At 31.1% G+C, this 21504-nt stretch carries 17 protein-coding genes; 14 read left to right on the top strand and 3 right to left on the bottom strand.

Annotated elements, in window-relative coordinates:
* Positions 1 to 2: 2 nt before the first annotated feature.
* From ACZ5CF_RS07445 to ACZ5CF_RS07435, 3 genes are all read right to left on the bottom strand, one after another.
* Positions 3 to 1307 (bottom strand): MBOAT family O-acyltransferase, encoded by a 1305-nt coding sequence (locus ACZ5CF_RS07445; protein ID WP_464578592.1) that lies wholly within the window; start codon positions 1305 to 1307, stop codon positions 3 to 5.
* A 187-nt stretch (positions 1308 to 1494) separates the two neighbouring features.
* Positions 1495 to 2262, bottom strand: coding sequence for a hypothetical protein (locus ACZ5CF_RS07440; RefSeq protein WP_464578591.1), 768 nt, complete (start codon positions 2260 to 2262; stop codon positions 1495 to 1497).
* Between the two features lie 140 nt (positions 2263 to 2402).
* Positions 2403 to 3968: a pectate lyase family protein gene (locus ACZ5CF_RS07435; protein ID WP_464578589.1), complete on the bottom strand. Its 1566-nt coding sequence runs from the start codon at positions 3966 to 3968 to the stop codon at positions 2403 to 2405.
* 305 nt (positions 3969 to 4273) lie between these two features.
* On the opposite strand from ACZ5CF_RS07435, the gene ACZ5CF_RS07430 reads away from it, so the two are divergent.
* From ACZ5CF_RS07430 to ACZ5CF_RS07365, 14 genes are all read left to right on the top strand, one after another.
* The gene (locus ACZ5CF_RS07430; protein ID WP_464578587.1) at positions 4274 to 5293 is read left to right on the top strand and encodes an NAD-dependent epimerase; all 1020 of its coding nucleotides are present in this window, start codon (positions 4274 to 4276) and stop codon (positions 5291 to 5293) included.
* Between the two features lie 149 nt (positions 5294 to 5442).
* Positions 5443 to 6450 (top strand): SDR family oxidoreductase, encoded by a 1008-nt coding sequence (locus ACZ5CF_RS07425; protein WP_464580844.1) that lies wholly within the window; start codon positions 5443 to 5445, stop codon positions 6448 to 6450.
* 3 nt (positions 6451 to 6453) lie between these two features.
* Positions 6454 to 7785, top strand: a complete 1332-nt coding sequence (locus tag ACZ5CF_RS07420; protein WP_464578586.1) for a UDP-glucose dehydrogenase family protein — start codon at positions 6454 to 6456, stop codon at positions 7783 to 7785.
* Complete coding sequence (locus ACZ5CF_RS07415; RefSeq protein ID WP_464578584.1) at positions 7778 to 9061, top strand: nucleotide sugar dehydrogenase; 1284 nt, start codon at positions 7778 to 7780, stop codon at positions 9059 to 9061. The genes ACZ5CF_RS07420 and ACZ5CF_RS07415 overlap by 8 nt, the downstream gene beginning before the upstream one ends.
* 4 nt (positions 9062 to 9065) lie before the next feature.
* Entirely contained in the window at positions 9066 to 10418 is a 1353-nt protein-coding gene (murJ, locus tag ACZ5CF_RS07410) for a murein biosynthesis integral membrane protein MurJ (RefSeq protein ID WP_464578583.1), read from the top strand.
* On the top strand, positions 10408 to 11484 hold the full coding sequence (locus ACZ5CF_RS07405) for a glycosyltransferase family 4 protein (RefSeq protein WP_464578581.1): 1077 nt from the start codon (positions 10408 to 10410) through the stop codon (positions 11482 to 11484). Before murJ ends, ACZ5CF_RS07405 begins: the two co-directional genes overlap by 11 nt.
* Positions 11484 to 12689 carry an O-antigen ligase family protein gene (locus tag ACZ5CF_RS07400; protein ID WP_464578579.1) on the top strand — a complete coding sequence of 402 codons (1206 nt, stop codon included), beginning with the start codon at positions 11484 to 11486 and terminating at the stop codon, positions 12687 to 12689. The genes ACZ5CF_RS07405 and ACZ5CF_RS07400 overlap by 1 nt, the downstream gene beginning before the upstream one ends.
* Positions 12679 to 13263 carry a serine O-acetyltransferase gene (locus tag ACZ5CF_RS07395; RefSeq protein ID WP_464578578.1) on the top strand — a complete coding sequence of 195 codons (585 nt, stop codon included), beginning with the start codon at positions 12679 to 12681 and terminating at the stop codon, positions 13261 to 13263. Before ACZ5CF_RS07400 ends, ACZ5CF_RS07395 begins: the two co-directional genes overlap by 11 nt.
* Before the next feature lies 1 nt (position 13264).
* Entirely contained in the window at positions 13265 to 14347 is a 1083-nt protein-coding gene (locus ACZ5CF_RS07390) for a glycosyltransferase (RefSeq protein ID WP_464578576.1), read from the top strand.
* 30 nt (positions 14348 to 14377) lie between these two features.
* A complete protein-coding gene (gene asnB, locus ACZ5CF_RS07385) occupies positions 14378 to 16234 on the top strand; it encodes an asparagine synthase (glutamine-hydrolyzing) (RefSeq protein WP_464578574.1) in 1857 nt (618 codons plus the stop codon).
* A gap of 22 nt (positions 16235 to 16256) precedes the next feature.
* Positions 16257 to 17408 (top strand): glycosyltransferase, encoded by a 1152-nt coding sequence (locus ACZ5CF_RS07380; protein WP_464578573.1) that lies wholly within the window; start codon positions 16257 to 16259, stop codon positions 17406 to 17408.
* A complete protein-coding gene (gene asnB, locus ACZ5CF_RS07375) occupies positions 17408 to 19306 on the top strand; it encodes an asparagine synthase (glutamine-hydrolyzing) (RefSeq protein WP_464578571.1) in 1899 nt (632 codons plus the stop codon). The genes ACZ5CF_RS07380 and asnB (ACZ5CF_RS07375) overlap by 1 nt, the downstream gene beginning before the upstream one ends.
* 3 nt (positions 19307 to 19309) lie before the next feature.
* Complete coding sequence (locus ACZ5CF_RS07370) at positions 19310 to 20446, top strand: glycosyltransferase family 4 protein (protein WP_464578570.1); 1137 nt, start codon at positions 19310 to 19312, stop codon at positions 20444 to 20446.
* Positions 20447 to 20455: 9 nt separating this feature from the next.
* Entirely contained in the window at positions 20456 to 21502 is a 1047-nt protein-coding gene (locus ACZ5CF_RS07365) for a sugar-transfer associated ATP-grasp domain-containing protein (protein ID WP_464578568.1), read from the top strand.
* The last annotated feature ends 2 nt before the right edge of the window (positions 21503 to 21504 follow it).

Raw genomic sequence — 21504 nt, 5'->3', positions numbered from 1 at the left:
AGTTAAAATTGAAAGTAAATAAAGTTTTGAGCGCTCGAGTAAAACAACACAATGTTAGTTATAATAAATACTATAATGAATATGTAATGAAACACCTTGAATTGAGCCCCTATTTTTTCTAAATCTATTTTATTAAAAAACAAATAGCTATCTAATGTAAATGCTAAAATTAAACCCCAAATTACAGTTACCAACTTATTAACATCACCTATATAGGGCATTAAATAGTTATTACTAAATAGCTTACTAAGTATAGTAGCAGTATCTGCAAAGCTTTCTGATCTAAAAAAAATCCAAACTAATGTTACTAAAACAAATATTAGTAAGTTATTTACAAGCTTATATTGTTTGGGAACCAATCTAAATTTCTTTTCAGTAGCTAAAAAAGACCCGTGAATTGCTCCCCAAATAACAAAATTCCAAGAGCTACCGTGCCACAATCCTCCTAAAAGCATTGTTATAAATAGGTTTCTATACTGAATTTTAACCCCTTTTCTGTTTCCGCCTAACGGGATATACAAATAGTCGCGAAGCCAAGAAGATAATGATATGTGCCATCTTCTCCAGAATTCTGTAATAGATGATGAGAAATACGGAAGATTAAAGTTTTGCTTAAATTCAAACCCTAAGAGTTTTGCCGTTCCAATGGCTATGTCAGAATAGCCGCTAAAATCAAAATATATTTGAAACGAGTATAGAATAACAGCCATTAAAATGCTTGATGCGTTATGAATATCCGGCTCGTTATAAATACCGTCTATTAAAACTGCTATTGAATCTGCAACCACAACTTTTCTAAAAAAACCTACACATATTTGAAAAAAACCTTCTTTAAATTTTGTGTGCGACCAGCTTCTAGCTTTTATTAGTTGGGGAATTAAATTTGAAGCTCTTTCTATAGGGCCTGCTACTAATTGTGGAAACAAACTAACAAAGGTTGCAAATGCAATAAAGCTTTTGGTTGGCTTTATTTGCTTTCTATAAACATCTATTGAATAAGACATTGTTTGGAATGTATAAAAAGAAATTCCTACCGGTAAAATTATATTTAAGGTAGAAACCGGCATCTCATACCCAAACATCTTCCACAGATTAACCCAAGATTCTATAAAAAAGTTAAAGTATTTAAAGAAACCAAGTAAAGAAAGGTTTGCTACAATACTGCAAATCAGATAAATTTTTCTCTTTTTTCCTTCGTTTTTATCTATTAAAAAACCTAGAGAATAATCTACAATTGTTGAAAATGCAATTAATGATAAAAACCTCCAATCCCACCAGCCATAAAACACATAACTTGCCAGTAGCAAAAGAACATTTTGAAGTTTAACATTCTTTTTGGGTATAACCCAATACAGCACGAATACTGTAGGGAAAAAAATCAGAAATGTACTAGAATTAAAAAGCATTTAATGTTAATTACAAGTAATACACCAACTACAAAGACTGTTTTAGGTTGGGGAAACTTGTTATTAAAATACTTTACTGAATTCTAAATTATGTTATCTGAAAATTTTTTCTTCTTTTAAAAAAATATTTATGTAAGTATTTATTGTTCCCTGTTGCCTTAAATACTAAAAATACAAAATACCAAAGTAACAGGCTTAAAGCAATCATTTCTCCTCCATCTTCTATTATACCAAAAATATAATTAGCGTATTTACCTTCTCTAAACATGCCGTGAAAAAAATCAACTCCTACACCAAAAAAAATTAAAAAACCCATTAAAAAAAGTATGTCATAACTTTTATTCTTAAATTTTTTTCCTTTATGAATCATGAGGCTGTAAATAATAATAATTAATAAAATTCCTCCCATGAGTAATATATAAATAAGTTCACCAATATCTGTTGATTTAAGACCTAAAAAATTAAAATCAGAATTAAATTGTTCTGAAAACCATGCTCCAACACGCTCATGAAGTTGAAATGCGTCATCTAAAAAAAGTAATAAAAAAAGGAAACCCCATAATAAGTATTTATGGTTTTTTGCTTTCTTGTTTTTTCTTTTTTTAAAGTAGATTATATAGGTAATAGCTACAATAATACCTAAAAATTTAAGGTATTGATATATTTCTGGATACCCACCATCATAGGTTATCAAAAAAGGTTGAATATTAAAATTAGGTCTTAAAGATTCACTAAAAGAAGGAATTACAATTAAAAGTGTGTGCGTAATTATTAAAATAAAATCTATTAATAGTAGACCTACTAAGATTTTATTTGCGGATGGAATATTAAAATGCTTTTTTAAGTAATGTATCACCCCATTTTTTTTAAAAAATAGAGAATTTTCTTGGTTCTCTAATGTTATTCAATTAAAAAACGTTGAATTACTCACTTAAATAGATAAAAAAAGGAGGCTTTTAAGCCTCCCTCTATCAAAATGTGTGATGACATTAAATTTTAAATATCTACTAAATTTAAAAACTCTTCAATATCTGTATAGCCGTCTCCGTCAAAATCTCCTAAACCATCTCTGTCTAAATTACCAAAAGTTGCTAATTCCCAAACATCCGGCATTCCATCTCTATCTGTATCGTAGTCAGATGGTCTGTAATTTGGAGCAATAGAAGGCACATTGTAATTAGATGAAGATACTCTTGGTATATACAGTCCTTGGTTAACCATAGATAACCATGTTAAATCTAATTCATCTACATTACTACTTACAGTACCATCTGCATTTAACCTTTTATTGCATCCAACATCTGCTAAAACATTATTAAAAGCTTCATCTGCACTAAATATAGGTGTTGCTGCTCCTAAAAGAGGATGCTGTGTGTCTGTGAAATAATTACTTGGTAGTTGATCTCCTGCTTCATATCCTCCTGCATCTAAGAAAAACTTCCACATTTTAGTATTGTCTGTATTCATTTCAGAAACAGAATACGTAAGAGGACTTCCTGTGTTTTGAGCTACAATTTTATTTCCAGAAGTATATATCTCTGGCATAATATTACTTTCCCAAGCAAAAAGATTTAGCTTAGTGTCTTGAATAGGGTTAGTTCCAAAGTCATAATAATTGCCAATGTGATTTAGTTTTTGATCACCATTAGCTCTTATTAATCTCCAACCAATCGTCCAAACAACATTATTAATTATTTCTACTCTGGCATTAGGCCCATACCCATAAGAGTTTGGTGTTCTGTGTGTAATGTTATAAAACAAGTTATGATTAAAAGAAAGGTCTCCTGCTGTAGCCGGTGAAGTAGAGCCAAACAATACTCCTTTAGATCCTTCTCCAAAAATACAACGCTGTATGGTTATATTATCAATAAAATCTCCAGGGTCATTGTTACTCCAATCTCCCGTCTCATCTCCATCAAAGCTAAAGCTACAATGGTCAAAAATATAGTTAGTTATATTTCCAACAGCAGAAAAAGGATCATTACCTGCATCTACACCACCTCTAAACCTAATAAATCTGCATATAACATTATCTACACCATCAAAATACAGTCTGTTACCGTCTATAGTAATACCACCTTCAGGTGCAGTTTGTCCGGCTATAGTAACATTGCTGTTAGATGCATTTAAGTAAATCATTGAGTTTAGGTTAATTACACCTGAAACATCAAATACAATGATACGAGGAACAGTCATTTTAAGAGCTTCTCTTAAACTACCAGAGCCACTATCGTTTAAGTTAGTAACGTGTACAATAACTCCTCCTCTACCTCCGGTAGTATAAGCTCCTGCTCCATAAGCTGAAGGGAATGCTTTTAGCTCGCCATAGACTGGAGGTTCGTTAGTTTTTCCTCCATCTGAATTGTCTCCTGAATCATTTTGATTTTCTGAATCATCTTGACTCTCTTCATCTTCATTAGCTGCTTCATCTGAGTTTTCTGCAGACTCATTTACCCCTATTTCTGTTAAGAACTGGTCTTCATTGGTGCAAGATATTTGCGTTAATGTTAGGGTAAATAAAAATGTAAGCAGCACAACCACACTTAATCTAATTCTTTTCATTTTGTAAGATCTGGGGTTTCAATTTAGCTATTAATCTCATTTTCACGTTAAGTTGTTGTTTTTTTTCGACAAAATACACATCAGTTGCTAAAGAATAATGCAAATAAAATGGTTTAACACCACATTATCACATTAAAAATCAATAAGTTATCAACAATAAAACAACGTTCAACTCATCTATTTACGTGAAAAAGTTCATTTTGGATTTTTTATATCATAATTTTAACATTTTAAATCCTAATTGTCCCCCATTTACTTGTAAATCATATATTTGATAACGTAAACAGCACAAAAAAATTTTATTAATGAAAATACTTGTTACCGGAGCAGCCGGATTTATTGGTTTTTATGTTTGCCAAGCTTTATTAAAAAACAATCACACTGTTATTGGGTTAGATAATATTAATGATTATTACGATGTTAATTTAAAGTATGCTCGTTTACAAGAACTTGGTATAAACAAAGAAGACGCTTCAAAGTATAATAATGAAACTACTAGTAGTCTTTATGGTGATCAATTTAAGTTTGTTAAACTTAATCTGGAAGACAAAGCCAACCTTGAGACTTTGTTTTCAAAAAACAACATTCAAATAGTTTGCAATTTAGCTGCACAAGCCGGAGTGCGATATAGTTTAGAAAATCCAGACGCTTACATTAACAGTAATATTGTTGGTTTTTTAAACCTTTTAGAGTGTTGCAGGCATTTTAATATAAAACATCTGGTGTATGCCAGCAGCTCTAGTGTTTACGGACTCAATTCTAAAATTCCTTTCTCAACATCGGATCAGGTAGATAAGCCTGTTAGCCTTTACGCTGCAACCAAAAAAAGTAATGAGCTAATGGCACATACCTATAGTCATTTATACAATATTTACACCACCGGATTACGCTTTTTTACAGTTTATGGCCCTTGGGGAAGACCAGATATGGCTATGTTTATTTTCACCAAAGCAATTATTAATAACAAGCCTATAAAAGTGTTTAATTACGGAAATATGGAGCGTGATTTTACCTATATAGACGATATTACAGAAGGCGTGGTAAGAGTGATAGAAAAACCTGTTGAAAACAGAAACGCTTTGTATAAAGTATACAATATTGGTAATAATAACTCTGTAAAATTGTTAGATTTTATAGAAGAAATAGAAAAAAACTTACATAAAAAAGCTCAAAAACAAATGTTAGAACTCCAGCCGGGAGATGTAGAAAAAACTTGGGCCAATGTAGATGATTTAATTACGGATTATAATTACAAACCAAACACTCCTATTGCCAAAGGAGTAAAAAAATTTATAGAATGGTATAAAAACTACTATAAAGTTTAAAAAGTTCTTTTAATTAAAATTTTTATTAATCATATTTGCTTAAAGTTCTTCCCAACAATAAACACTTAATCGGTATTAAAAGCTTTTTACTGTTTAAATCGTTCATAGAATCAAGTATTTAGGCATCTTTGATGAGCAAATTATATAAAATGACGTCGTTGCACCCAAGTACAATTTCAAACAAATCAATATTAGTAACCGGTGGAGCTGGTTTTATTGGCTCTAACTTATGCGAGGCGCTGTTAAACCTAAACAACAAAGTGGTTTGTTTAGATAATTTTGCAACCGGTAAAAGAGAAAATATTGAACCTTTTTTGCATCACAAAAATTTCACGCTTATTGAAGGTGATATTAGAGATTTTTCTACCTGCCAAGAAGCTGTAAAAAATGTTGAATATGCGCTGCATCAAGCTGCTTTAGGCTCTGTGCCCAGATCTATTAACGACCCCATTACCAGTAATGAAGTAAACGTATCGGGGTTTCTTAATATGCTTGTAGCTGCAAAAGAAGCTAAAATTAAACGTTTTGTTTATGCTGCCAGCTCCTCTACCTATGGAGATTCTAAATCTTTACCAAAAGTTGAAGAAACCATTGGTAAACCGCTTTCTCCCTATGCTATAACAAAATATGTAAATGAGCTTTATGCCGATGTTTTTTACAAAACGTACGGAATAGATACTATTGGACTTCGTTATTTTAACGTTTTTGGAAGAAAACAAGATCCTAATGGAGCGTATGCAGCTGTAATTCCAAAATTTGTAATTCAATTAATGAAACACGAATCTCCTACCATTAACGGAGATGGAAGTTTCTCTAGAGATTTTACCTATATAGATAACGTAATACAAATAAACTTAAGGTGTTTAGCAACCGAAAACAAAAAAGCATTAAACACCGTATATAATGTAGCCTATGGAGAAAGAACCAATTTAAATGAGTTGGTTACGCTCCTAAAACAATATTTGTCTGAATTTGATGCTAAAATAGCTTCTGTACCAGTAAAATATGGTCCGGAGCGCAAAGGCGATGTCCCACATTCTTTAGCTTCTATTGAAAAAGCAAAAGAGCTTTTAGGATATACGCCGGAATACGATATAAAAAAAGGATTAAAAGAAGCCGTTAACTGGTATTGGAAAAACTTAAAAGTAAAAGTATAAAACATGAATTTAACCGTTATTGGAACAGGATACGTAGGATTAGTAACCGGCACTTGCTTTTCTGAAATGGGAAACCGAGTTACTTGTATAGATATTGACGAGAAAAAGATTAACGATTTAAAAAATGGTATAATCCCTATTTACGAACCGGGATTAGAAAATATGGTTGCAAAAAATGTAGCTCTTGGCAACCTCCATTTTAGCACAAAACTTCGTGACGGATTAGATAAAGCAGATATTGCTTTTATAGCTGTAGGCACTCCAATGGGAGAAGATGGCTCTGCAGATTTACAATATGTGCTTTCTGTGGCCAAACAAATTGGTCAAGAAATGGAAAAACCTTTAATAGTGGTAGATAAATCAACCGTTCCGGTTGGTACTGGCGATAAGGTTAAAGTCACTATTCAAGAAGAGCTTAACAAACGTGGTGTAAACATAGAATTTCATGTGGTTTCTAACCCGGAATTCTTAAAAGAAGGAGCTGCAGTTGGCGACTTCATGAAACCCGATCGTGTTGTTATTGGAGCAGAAAGTGATTACGCCATCAAAAAAATGGAAGAACTATACACCCCTTTCCTTCTTAACACCAGCCGATTTATTGTAATGGATATTCGCTCTGCAGAAATGACCAAATATGTTGCCAACGCAATGCTTGCCACAAAAATTTCGTTTATGAACGAAATGGCCAATATTAGCGAGTTAGTGGGAGCAGATATTAATAAAGTAAGAATTGGAATTGGCTCTGATTCTAGGATTGGCTACAGCTTTATATATCCTGGGGTTGGCTACGGAGGCTCGTGTTTTCCTAAAGATGTAAAAGCCCTAAAAAAACTAGCCGAAGAAAATGGCTATGTGCCTAAAATAATATCGTCTGTAGAAGAAGTAAACAACAAACAAAAACTTGTTCTTGCTAAAAAAGTAGTTAGCAGATTCGGAGAAGATTTATCCGGTAAAACCTTTGCTATTTGGGGCTTAGCCTTTAAGCCTGAAACCGATGATATGCGCGAAGCTCCATCAATCTACATTATTAAAGAACTAACAAACAGAGGGGCAACTATTAAAGCATACGATCCGAAAGCTATAGAAGAGGCCAAGCATTTTTATTTAAAAGATGTTAAAAACATAAACTATTATAACTCTAAATACGATACGTTAAAAGAAGCAGACGCTTTACTATTACTCACCGAATGGAAAGAATTTAGATCGCCGGATTTTGAAGAAATTAAACTTCAATTAAAAACACCGGTGATTTTTGACGGTAGAAACCAATACAGCAACCTAAATCTGCCTGAAAAAGGCTTTGAATACTATCAAATAGGAAAAAAGAATGAATAAAATATGTGTTATTGGTCTTGGGTATGTAGGTTTACCACTTGCACGCTTGTTTGCAACGAAGTATCCTGTTATTGGTTTTGATATAAATGAAGATAGAGTAACTGAGCTTCAAAAAGGCATAGATAGTACGTTAGAAGTAAATGAGTCTGAGCTAAAACAAGTTTTACAAAACAGTCATGATTTTAATGAAAGTGGACTTTTTTGTACGAACGATGTTACTAAAATTAAAGAATGTAATTTTTATATAGTAACAGTTCCTACTCCTGTAGATAAAAATAACAGACCGGTTTTAACACCACTCTATAAAGCAAGTGAAACTGTTGCCGGTGTATTAAAAAAAGGAGATGTTGTTGTTTATGAATCTACTGTATATCCTGGTGTAACTGAAGAAGAGTGCGTACCTGTTTTAGAAAAAATTAGTGGTTTAAAATTTAACCAAGATTTTTTTGTTGGATACTCTCCAGAGCGAATAAATCCCGGCGACAAAGAACACACAGTAGATAAAATTTTAAAAGTTACTTCGGGTTCTACTCCCGAAATAGCAAAAAAAATAGATGCTCTGTACGCATCTGTAATTACTGCCGGTACGCATTTAGCTCCATCAATTAAAGTTGCAGAAGCAGCAAAAGTTATAGAAAATGCCCAGCGAGACATTAACATTGCTTTTGTAAATGAACTTGCTAAAATTTTTAATCTATTAAATATAGATACCCAAGCAGTATTAGAGGCAGCCGGTACTAAATGGAATTTTTTACCCTTTAAACCCGGATTGGTTGGCGGACATTGCATTGGTGTAGATCCTTACTATTTAGCTCAGAAAGCACAAGAAGTAGGCTACCATCCTGAGATTTTATTAGCCGGAAGGAGATTAAATGATAGCATGGGGCAATACGTAGCTTCTGAAGTTATTAAGCTTATGGCGCAGAACGATATTTTAATAAAAGGTGCCGAAGTATTAGTTTTAGGATTTACCTTTAAAGAAAACTGCCCGGACGTAAGGAACACGCGTGTTATAGATGTGGTAAAGCATTTACAATCTTTTGGAGTAACCGTTACAGTTCATGACCCTTTGGCTAATCCTGATGAAGTATTAAGAGAGTATGGTATAACAACCGTAACCAAAATTCCGTCTAAAAAATTTAATGCTGTTGTTTTAACAGTGGCTCATAGAGAATTTTTGAAAATTAACGTTAATGACTATTTAACTGATACAGGTATCATTTATGATGTAAAGGGTGTTTTAACAACTGCTAAATCTAATTTAAAAAGGCTGTGAGACTTTGATAAAAAAAATAATATCATACTTAAAATCCTCTAGCCAAAATCCGCTTATTCGTAATGTTTTATTAGTTGGGTTTATTACTGTTATTGTTAAGCTCGTAGCTTTTTACAAAGAAACATTAATAGCAGGTTCTTTTGGTCTATCCGAAATTTTAGACACCTTTTTAATTGCTCTTTTAGTGCCCTCTTTTATTCAAAGTGTTTTTATTAACGCTTTAAAAAACATTTTCATTCCCAACTATATTAATGAGCTTAAAAATAAAGGAAATGTTGCTGCCTTTCAGTCTGTTGTTTTCATAATAACTTTCTCTATTGCTCTGTTTGCAGTATTAATAGCTTTTTTATCTACAGATGTTTTTTTAGATTTAGTTTATCCGGGGCATACAGAATCTTATTACGCCCTTGTTAAAAAACAACTGTATATAGTATTGCCTTGTTTATTTTTCTGGGGATTTTCGTCTTTACTAAGTGGGTTATTAGAAGTTTATAGCAGGTTTTTTTATTCAACCATATCATCAATTTTTTCTGCAATTACAATTATTCTCTTCTTAATTTTTTTAAAAGAAGAGCTACAAGAAATGGTATTAGCAATTAGTCTTCTTACCGGATGTTTTTTGGAGTTTTTATACTTACTCTTTATCTCGATAAAAACCAAAGTTCTTAAAATAAGTAGGCCTAAACTAAACAGTAATGTAATTGTAATGTTAAAGCAGTTACCTCCTAAAATTTCATCCGGCCTTCTATCTGCTTTAAACAATTATGTTGATCATTTTTTTGCTGCACAACTAGCTATTGGTTCTATTACAGCAATAAGTTACGGCGCGAAAATACCGGCAATAATTATCACAATTTTAATTATTGCCATGGGAAATGTTTTATTACCACATTTTTCAAGAAAAATCAATGAAGATTTAAAAAAAGCTTACAAAGAGCTTTTTAGAATTTTATTGTTAGTTTTTGTAGGCGCTGCTCTCGTTATTAGTGTTCTTGCATTCTTCTCTAAAGAAATAATATCATTTTTATTTGAGCGAAATGCTTTTGATGCAGACGACACTTTAGTGGTTGCCAATATTCAACAAATACTACTTCTTTATGTTCCCTTTTACCTATGTACCTTAATATTAGTTAAGTTTTTAACCAGTATCAATAAAAATAAATTTATGGCCTGGGCATCACTTTTTAACCTAATATTAAATATTGCCTTAAACTCTTATCTTGTAAAAAGATATGGCATTTATGGCCTGGCTGTAAGTACTGCTACAGTATACACTATAAGTAGTTTTATTTATTTTAGTTTTACTAGATTACAGTACCGTAAGTTAATTAAGAAAGCAAATTTTAATGAAAATTGATTTAATAATTAGTACACTAAGAGGTGGTGGTGCTGAGCGAGTTCTTTTGCTTTTGGCATCAAGCTTTATTAAGCGTCCTGGCATTAACGTAAGAATTATAACGCTTAATAAAGGAGAAGAATATATAATTGACCGAAACCTTAATAGAGTTAGCTTAGATAAAGGAATTATACCAAACCATACTTTAAGAAGTTTTTTTAATCTTTTAAAATTCTATAGAAAAAAACAAAACAGGCCAGATATAATAATCTCTTTTATAACACTTACAAGCCTTATAGCTATTGTAGTAGCTAAGTTTTATAATATTAAAATTATTGCTGCAGAGCATAATAATTATAAAAGAAACATGGGGCCTGAGTTTTTAAGTCTTTTCACCAAAAAAAAATTATACAAAAAAGCCGATTTAGTAACTGTTTTAACTTCTTATGATGTGCCTTACTACAAAAAATATGGAGTAAATGTTAAAGTTATGCCTAATCCATGTACATTTAAACCATTAGCAGAGCTCCCTCAAAACAGAAAAAGAGTAATTCTGGCAATAGGTAAATTAGACCGTTACCATCATAAAGGTTTTGATAATTTAATAACCATAGTAGAGCCCATTCTAAAAAAACATCACGATTGGAAACTAAAAATTGTAGGTAGCGGAAACGAGGGCTTACCTTTTTTACAAAAGTTAGTTTCTGACAAAAAACTAGAAGACCAAATTATATTTACAGGTTTTATTAAAAACATTCCCGAATTAATGCAAGAATCTTCCATTTTTATTTTGTCATCCAGATATGAAGGTTTGCCTATGGTTTTATTAGAAGCTATGTCGCAAGGTATGGCTTGCATTGCATATAATTGTGTAACTGGCCCTTCAGATATAATTCAGCATAACAATAATGGGTTGTTAATTGAAGATCAAAATATTGAAAAAATGCGTGAAGGACTAGAAAAATTGATTGTTGACAAAGATTTACGAAAAAAATTTGGGGAAAACGGCTTAAAATCACTTAAACGATTTGAAATAGACACCGTAATAGATGATTACATAAACATTTTTAATGAAATTTTAGCTTAGTGAATAAATGGATAATATACCTGTGCTTTTTTTGGCCAATTACCTCTAACGTATTAAATATTCAGGATTTTGCCGGAATATTTGTATCGTTAACAGCTGCACAGCTTGTAGCATACAGCAATGTTATTTTGCTTTTGGTTGGTATCTTTTTAATTTTAAAAAGAATTCAAATAAACAACCTTTCTAAAACGGCTAAACTTTGGATTATTTTTTACTTTTTTTACTATATAATTGCAACAATAGCAGCTATTATTAACGATCACGATTTTAACATATTAGTTTCTTTAATAAGCGTAATTTATTTTATCTCTTTTTACTTATTACTAAGTATTGAAGAATACCGAAAGGATTTTTTTAAGGTAATTACATTTGGTTTTGTAATCTCTTCCATTTTAACCATCATTCTCTTCAAATTAAATTTTGATATGGGAATCAGAGAAGTATATAAATATTCTCTTCACAGAGCCCAAGGGGTTTATGGTGACGCAAACAATACAGCAATGGTTGCTATAATAGCATTTATTCTCTTTTATTATTACTTTAAACCAAAAAACCGTAATCAAAAAATATTTAAAGTCGTAACGCTTTTGGTTACCTTTTATGCACTAACACAAACTTTTTCTACAACAGGCCTAACTACTTTTACCATAGTATTTTTATTGCTAAACCATAAGTTTTTTACCAAACAAAGAGTTCTACTTTTATTTGGCGCTTTATTTATTGGGTATATTTTTATAGTAAACCTTCCAAAGCTTACTGCAGATTTAAATTTAAGTGTACATCAACAAGCTAAAATAGAAAACCTTGCCAATGTTTTAACACTTAATTTTACCGAAGTAGATACTTCTGGCAGAACAGACCTTTTACAAAATCTAATGCAATACATATATAAAAACCCCTTTTTAGGCAATGGAGTAGATTTTTTTGTAAGTGTTAAAGGGCATAATACTTATTTTGGTATATGGGCAGATGCAGGCGTTTTCGCTTTTATCTTTTTTATCTCTATTTTATTTATTTATATGGTTAGATCTCTAAAAATTAAAGCCAATTACCGATTTTTTTGTGTTACCATCTTACTTACGTTGTATATTTTTATGATTAGTCTTCAATCTGTTCTTAATCAACCATATGCAATGGTACTATTTGTATATATTGGTTATTTAATAGATAATAAATTTGAAAATAAAATCGGTTATGATTACTAATTACCATATATATAAAGAGTACCTTGAAGCCGACAAAAAAGCATTAGGAATTAATAATTTAAATTATAAGAGAAAGTTAATTCTTTTCTTTTTTCCTGATTATATATTTTCATTCCAAAAAACCCTCAGAAAACTTGAGTATTATACTAATTGCAAGAACGGTTTTTTTAGTAAAATTTATCGTTTGTACCTTAAATATAAATTTAGAAAACTATCTGTAAAGCTTGGTTTTTCTATTCCCATTAATGTTTTTGGTCCAGGATTAGCTATTGTGCATTACGGAACAATTGTAATTAACGCTAACGCTAAAGTTGGAAAAAATTGTAGAATTCATGCCTGCACTAATATTGGTGCGTCTGGTGGTAAACCAGAAGCTCCACAAATAGGAGACAATGTATATATAGGTCCGGGGGCAAAAATTTACGGAAATATTAAACTTGGTAATAATATTGCTATAGGAGCCAATGCTGTTGTTAATAAAAGTTTTGAAGAAGATAACATCATGCTAGCCGGAAATCCTGCTCAAAAAATAAAAGAAATAAACATAAAAAAAGTAATCAAGCACTTAAACTAATTTGAAAAAGATTAAAATTTTATTTTTACTCCCTACACTTACGGCCGGTGGCGCAGAACGAATACTTTCTTTTCTGGCTAATAACATTGATCCAGAAAAGTTTGATGCTTATTTATTAGTTACAGGAAGTGAAAAAGATGCAGCATATGATTTTAATGAAGCCAAAACCATTTTTTTAAACAAAAAAAGAGTTCTGTTTGCTGTCCCAAAAATTATCTACTATTTAATAAAAATTAAACCGCAAATAGCTTTTAGCTCTATTGGCCATTTAAATACTGTAATGGCCCTCCTATCTCCATATTTTACTAAAACTAAGTTTGTTATTAGAGAGGCTAGTGTTATAGGGGTTATGAGCAAATTCTCTAAAAAAAAGAGTAGTATTTATGGCAAATTAGCAAGGCTTAGCTACCCATGGGTAGATGCTATTGTATGCCAATCTACAGATATGGCCTTAGACTTTAAAAATAGATATAAAATTGATTCTAACAATCTTAAAATTATCAACAATCCTATAACAAAAAACGTTAGTGTTAAACCAGAAGTTAATAACTTCCAAAAAATTAATTTAATTACAGTTGGCAGATTAAGTGAAGAAAAGGGATATGAAAGATTATTATTGTGCTTAAGTAAAATTTCTAGACCTTTCAACTATACAATAATTGGAGATGGTCCTCAAAAGGAAGAGATTTTTAATATTATTAAAAAACTAAACCTAATTAACAAAGTAAATTATATACCTTTTACAAAAAATGTTCAAAAATATTTATTAGAAAGTGATTTGTTTTTACAGGGATCTTTTGTTGAAGGTTTTCCTAATGCCTTACTTGAGAGCCTTTCTGTAGGTGTTCCTGCCGTTGCCTATAATGTCCCTGGTGGCACAAAAGAAATTATAACTCATAAAGTAAATGGTTTTTTAGTTGAAACCGATGATGAATTTATTGCTGCTATAAATAATTATAAGCCTATTTCCCCTAAACAAGTAAGAGAATCAGTAGTTAAAAAATTTAGCAGAAAAAAAATTCTTAATCAATATGAAAATTTATTCATAAACTTAATAAATAACACAGGAACTGAAACTAAATAACATTTAAATCAACCATTAATAATTCAATACATGTGTGGAATATACGGTACTACAATTAAATATAGCCAAGAACAAATAATTACTAAACTTGACCGCACTAATTTTAGAGGACCCGACAAAACAAGTTTTAAAGAATTCTCCTTAAATGATAATCAAAGCTTAATTCTAGGGCATAATAGACTCGCAATAATTGACTTAGATGCCAGATCTAATCAACCTTTCAATTATGAAAATTTAATCCACGTTGTTTTTAATGGAGAAATCTATAATTTTAAAAGTATAAGAAAGTCTTTAATTAAAAAAGGTTATAAGTTTAAAACTGATAGCGATACAGAAGTAATTTGTGCTGCATATCTAGAATATAATGAAGAATGTTTATCTCTTTTTAATGGAATGTTTGCTTTTGTTATATACGATGTAAAGAAAAACATCTTATTTGGTGCTAGAGATCGATTAGGTCAAAAACCTTTTTATTATTATTTAAAAAACAACAAAATAGAATTTGCAAGCCAAATATCTTCAATACGGCTTTATAATAAAGCACTAACAATTTCAAATAAAGCTATTCAAAGTTATTTATCTTGGGGTTATATTCCCGATAACATCTCAATTTTTAATGAAGTAAAAAAACTTCCTGCAGGGCATTATTTCAATTTGAATTTATCAAATTACGAATTTAATATTTCAAATTATTGGGATATAGACTCAAATAATCACCAAATCTATTCGTATACTAATTACACCGAAGCTCAAAATGAACTTGAATCTTTATTAAAAGATGCTGTAAAAAGCAGACTATTTGCAGATGTTCCTGTTGGAATTTTTCTTTCAGGAGGAGTTGATTCATCCATAGTAGCAAGCTTAGCAACAAAATCTACCGCAAAAAAAATTAAAACATTTTCTGTAAAATTTAACGAAGAAGGGGTTGATGAAAGCATCTATGCAAAACAAGTAGCTAATCACATAAACTCTGAACATCATATAATTGAATGTAATTACAGTGATGGAATAAACTTAATTGAAAATTTCACTCATTTTTACGATGAGCCTTTTGCAGATCCGTCTGCAATCCCATCAATGTTATTAGCAAAACATACAAGAAAAAATGTTACTGTAGCTTTATCTGGTGATGGAGGTGATGAGATTTTTTTAGGTTATCATAGGTATATGTGGGTAAAATATTTGACTAAGATATATTCTTTTCCCGGCTTTATGCGTAAAGCTGGCTCTAATTTATTAAATCTTTTACCTCATTATAAACCCAAAGTAATTTCAAGGGTTATTAGAGAAAATACTGTTGAAAATGCTTATTTAAGCACCCTATTCAACCCTACTCCGTATGTATATAATACTGTTTATGACTTAAATGATTTCGATGAACTTAAATACTTACTCAACTCAAAAAAAAATATTTATGAGCGTGTTTCTGGATTTGACATCAAGACTTACTTGAATTTTGATATAAATACTAAAGTTGATAGAGCTACGATGGCTTACTCCTTGGAAGCTAGGTCTCCTTTAATGGATCACAGAGTTGTTGAATTTGCAAGAGGACTACCTACAGAATTTAAGTTTTACAAAAACAATCAAAAAAGAATACTAAAAGATATTTTATACAAACATGTACCCAAAGAAGTTTTTGACAGACCTAAAGCTGGATTTACCATGCCTTTTAAAGAATGGTTTAAATCTGAACTAAAAGATTTTGTTTTATCTGAACTTAGTGAAAAAGAGATGTCTAAAATACCCGGCATTAAACCACAAAACGTTACTAAAATTGTAAACGAACACTTAAGCGGAAAATGGAATAGATACAACGCAATTTGGTCATTACTTGTACTTAAACAATGGATGAATAATTACTCTGAAGGCTATAGCTTTAAGTAATTTTCCTGCTAAAATAACTTTTATGCAAAAAAACATTTCAATTTTAAATATAAGTCTTGGTAGTGGTGGTGCCGAAAAGGTTATTAGCTTACTTTTAACTGAATTGGTAAAAGATTATAATGTAACACTTATTCTTTTATATAAGGTTGTACATTTTCCAATTCCGGAAGGGGTAAATGTTGTGGTTTTATCTGAAAGCAGCACACAAAGGCATGCTAATGTTATTTTAAAATTTGTTGATTTTTTTAAATTTTTATTCAGGTTTATTAGGGTTTTAAAAAGCCAAAATATAGCTATTTCTATTTCTTTTTTAGCCTTACCTAATTTTTTAAACAGTTTAGCTTCAATTTATTTAAAAAACATCAAGACAATAATTAGTGAACGAGGTTACCCAACAGATAACACTTCGTCTAAACTATCTTACTACATATCAAAAATTTTGTATCCTATACTGTATAACAGAAACTCCTTAGTATTTTCAAACTCGGTATATATAAATAAAGATTTAAAAGATAATTTTAAGGTAACCATTCCTTCTTATGTAGTTTATAATCCTATTTTGATTCCGGAGTTTAAAGTAAAAGATGATGTTTTGCAAAGCCCAAAACTATCTATTGCTAATGTAGGATCTATTAATAAGAGAAAAAACCAAGAATTAATAATAAACGCGTTAAATAGCTTAAAGAATACTAATAATACTGTTCTGTTATCTATTTACGGGCAAGGAAACCTTGAAAATTATCTTAAAGAGCTCATTAACAAACATAATTTACAAAGCACAGTGCATTTAAAGGGTAATGTAAAGAATGTGTATGAGCACTTAATAAATCATAATTGCTTTGTTTTATCGTCTAATACAGAAGGCTTTCCAAATGCACTGCTTGAAGCCATGGCTGTAGGGTTACCATGTATATCAACCAATTGTTTATCTGGCCCGTTAGAGCTTTTAAACCAAGACCCATCCCCTATTAAAATAGAGACCGGAGATTTTTACAAAGCTAAATATGGACTTTTAATTAATAACAATGATACTGTTGCTATGGCTAAAGCAATTAATTTCTTTTTAAACAACCCAGAAGAACGGGTTTATTATGCCAAACAAGCAAGACAAAGAGCCTTAGATTTTGAGTTAAACAAAATATATAACGATTTTAAAACAATGCTTTTAAATTAATGTGTGGTATAAACGGTATAATTAGTAACGCTACCATTCCTATAGCTAAAGTAAAAGAAACTATTAGCGGAATGAATACACTTATTACCCATAGGGGTCCGGACGAAGATGGTTTTTTTGTAGAGCAAAACAACAGCCACACAGTAGCCATGGCAATGCGAAGGCTTTCTATTATAGATTTATCTACAGGGCAACAACCCATTTACTCTAACGACAAACAGCTTGTAATTGTTTTTAATGGAGAAATTTATAATTACAGAGAGTTAAAAGCCGAACTTTTACAACAAGGCGTAACATTTACCACAAATAGTGACACAGAGGTTATATTAAAACTCTACGAAAATTATAAAGAAAATGCATTTAGCAAATTAGATGGCATGTATGCCTTTAGTATTCTCGATAAAAAAAGAAACAAAGTATTTATTGCTCGTGATTTTTTTGGAGAGAAACCATTATACTTTACTCAAGACAGCAACACTTTTATGTGGGCATCAGAATTAAAATCTATAGCCTATGCCAGTAGCAATAAACTAAAAATATCTAAGCTTGGGGTAAACCTGTTTTTAAGGCTTACCTACATACCTGCTCCTTACTGTATTTATGAAAACGTGCATAAATTAGAGGCTAACAGTTATTTAGAATATTCCTTAGATACAAACACTTATCAAATAAAAAAAATAGCCCATGAAGCACCACCAAACCCTTCGAACATTTCGTTTAATGATGCCAAGAAAAAAGTAAAAGAACTTGTTACACAAAGCGTTTTAAGCCGTTCGGTATCGGACGTTCCATTAGGCACATTCCTTTCCGGTGGTGTAGATTCTTCAATCGTTTCGCTTTGTTTATCTCGATCTTTAGATAAAAAAATAGACACTTTTTCTATTGGTTTTAAAAAAGCTTCTTTTGATGAGACCGATAAATCCAGAATTGTTGCCAAACTAATTAATAGTAATCATCACGAATTTATAATTGGCGAAGACGATTTAAAAGATAACATTCACGAAATTTTATTGAATTTTGATGAGCCTTTTTCTGATACTGCAGCCTTACCAACACACTTAATGTCTAAAAAAACTCGAGAATATGTTACTGTTGCACTGACAGGTGATGGTGGTGATGAGGTTTTTGGCGGATATAACAAGTATTACATTGGCAAGATGAATCAAAAATACACGCGCATTGTACCAAAGTTTATTCATTCGTTACTTCAGAAAACTGCCAATAATTTTTTAACCACCAAAGACGATCGTAGAGGGAAACGTTTTAAAATTAGAAAGCTTTTAAATGCAATAAATTACGAAGGAGGTTTTTATTGGGATATTATATCGTTAGCAAATACAAACAAGCAAATAAAAGAGCTTTTACTACCCGATGTTTTTATTGATAGTGTTTTTGAACATTACAAAAAAACGTTGGGTTTTAATAACCCAACCAGCCTTACCCATTTTAGGTTAGTTGATAAATTAGTTAGTTTAGAGGGTGGCATGCTGCCTAAGGTAGATAGAACCAGCATGATGAACTCTTTAGAGTGTAGAGCCCCGTTTTTAAACAGAGAAATATGGGAGTTTTCTAACACACTTCCTGAAAACTATCTTATGAAAGGATGGAATAAAAAGTACATTCTTAAGGAGGCTTTTAGAGAAGATTTTCCGGATAATTTTTTATACAGAAGTAAAAGTGGTTTCGGATCACCTGTTGGAGATTGGTTAAGAAGTAGTTTAAAACAGGAACTTTTAAGCTATATAGACAAACAAAAACTTACAACCCAAAACTTGTTTAATATAGAGGCTATTCAAGAATTAGTTACAAACCATGTTTCTGGTAAAGCAGACAATACATTTAGGGTTTGGGCATTTTATTGCTTTCAAAAATGGTATTTTCATAATTACACTACATAGTTCATGAAACAAAAAAATATTCTTTTACTTGCTTCGTATGCTAAATCGTTAACACATTTTAGAGGCGACTTTATAAAGGCCCTTGTTGCTAACGGCTATAATGTGTTTGCTGCAGCACCTGATATAGATAGTGATACCAAAGAAAAATTAATATCAATTAAAGCAACCCCAATACAAATTCCACTAAACAGAACCGGTTTAAACCCTTTTAAAGATCTTAACTCGTTTTTTAAAATCAGAAAAGTTATTACAAAAAATAATATAGATATTGTATTCCCCTACACTATTAAACCTGTAATTTATGGCTCTTTAGCAGCAAGAGCTACTAAAGCTACCGTTTACTCTTTAATTACCGGATTGGGGTACACTTTTGCTGGAGTATCAAAAAAAGCCAGAGCATTACAAAAAGTATCTCAATTACTTTACAAAATAGCATTAAAAAAAAATAAAGCTATCATTTTCCAGAATGAAGATGATTTAAAATTATTTCAAGAAAAAAAAATTGTAACTAACCAACCTTATTACATTGTAGATGGTTCTGGTGTAAACCTTACCAAATATAAATTCAGAAGAAAAGAAAACTCAGAAAACAAAGTAATTTTTGTTTTTGTAGCTCGCTTAATTAAAGAAAAAGGAATTAATTTATTTATTGAAGCAGCAGCCAGTTTAAAAGAAAAATATCCTACTGCAGAATTTCATATTCTAGGCGATGTTCCAAAAAACTCGCCTTCGGCCATAGACAAAGAAGTATTAAAAATCGCGCATTTAAATAACATTATAGTTCATCACGGAACTCAGCCTAACATAGAGAAATTTCTTCACAAATCTGATGTTTTTGTATTACCTACATTTTACAGAGAAGGAATTCCTCGCTCTATTTTAGAAGCCCTCTCCGTTGGAATGCCCATAATTACAACAGACACCCCGGGATGCAGAAATACCGTAATTTCTAAAAAAAATGGTATTTTAATACAACCAAACAACTTAGAAAGCTTGGTTGAGGCCATGCGTTTTTTTATAGAAAACCCTAATAAAATTGCTGTTATGGGTATTGAAAGCAGAAAATTGGCCGAGAAAAAGTTTGATGTAAACATTATAAACCAAAACCTACTAGATATTATAGAAAAACATGAAACCTAATTTTGTTTTTTGAAAAAAACTAAAGACCATATATACAGACTACGTGTTTTTATTAAAGATAAAAACAAAAAGCCTTTTTTTAAGATACTTAAAGAAACACTTGTTTTATGGTACAAAAAAGGGAGGTTTCCGACTTACTATTTTGGAAGGTATTTATACAGAAAAGAGTTTAAAAATTATAAAAATTACATAAGCCTTCATGAGTACTTTTCTATTATTAAATCTAAACCATTTAACACAGAGCCCTATGTTCATTTATTATCTAATAAACTAGCACTGCATTTATTTTTTAAAGAACATAACATCCCCTCTCCTACCTTACTAAGTTATAACCATCATCATTCTTTTATAGATAATAATGAGGTTATTTTAATTAAAACAACGACAGAGCTCATTGACTTTTTTAGACAAAAGCATTTAAAAAATACCAACAAAACTATTTTTATTAAGCCGCTTTCAAGCCAAGGAGGTACAGGAATCTTCATCATAAATCAAGATAATTTAGAAAACATATTAACAGATAAAACGGCTCTTTTTTTTAATGATGCATACATACATCAAGAAGCTTTAGAGCAACATCCTGAAGTAAATAAAATTTACTCAGGTGCTATAAATACTTTAAGATTAGACACTTTTAACGATAACGGGAATGTGCAAATTTTTGGAGGTGTAATGCGATTTGGTGTAAATAACAACTTTGTTGACAACGCCAGCAAAGGTGGTTTTTATGTGCCGGTTAATTTTAAAAATGGCACCCTTACTCATAAGGGCTATTCTAAAATGGTTTATGGTGCACAAGATTACACCAAACATCCTAATACTGATTTTGAATTTAACGGGTTTAAAATACCTTTTTTTAATGAAGCTGTTACAATTGTACTTAAGCTTTGTTATTTAATTCCAAACAAGCTTTGCGGGTGGGATATTGCTATAACTCCCTCAGGCCCTGTTGTGATAGAAGGTAACAATCAACCGGCTTTTATAATGGCAGAACGTGGTTATGGTGGTTATGCTAACCACCCGGTAGTTAAAAAAATGCTTAGCCAAATTAATTAGTT

It is taken from the genome of Lutaonella thermophila (assembly GCF_055387725.1).
The sequence above is the reverse complement of the archived record's forward strand: the minus strand, read 5'-3'. Positions and strand labels throughout refer to the sequence as shown.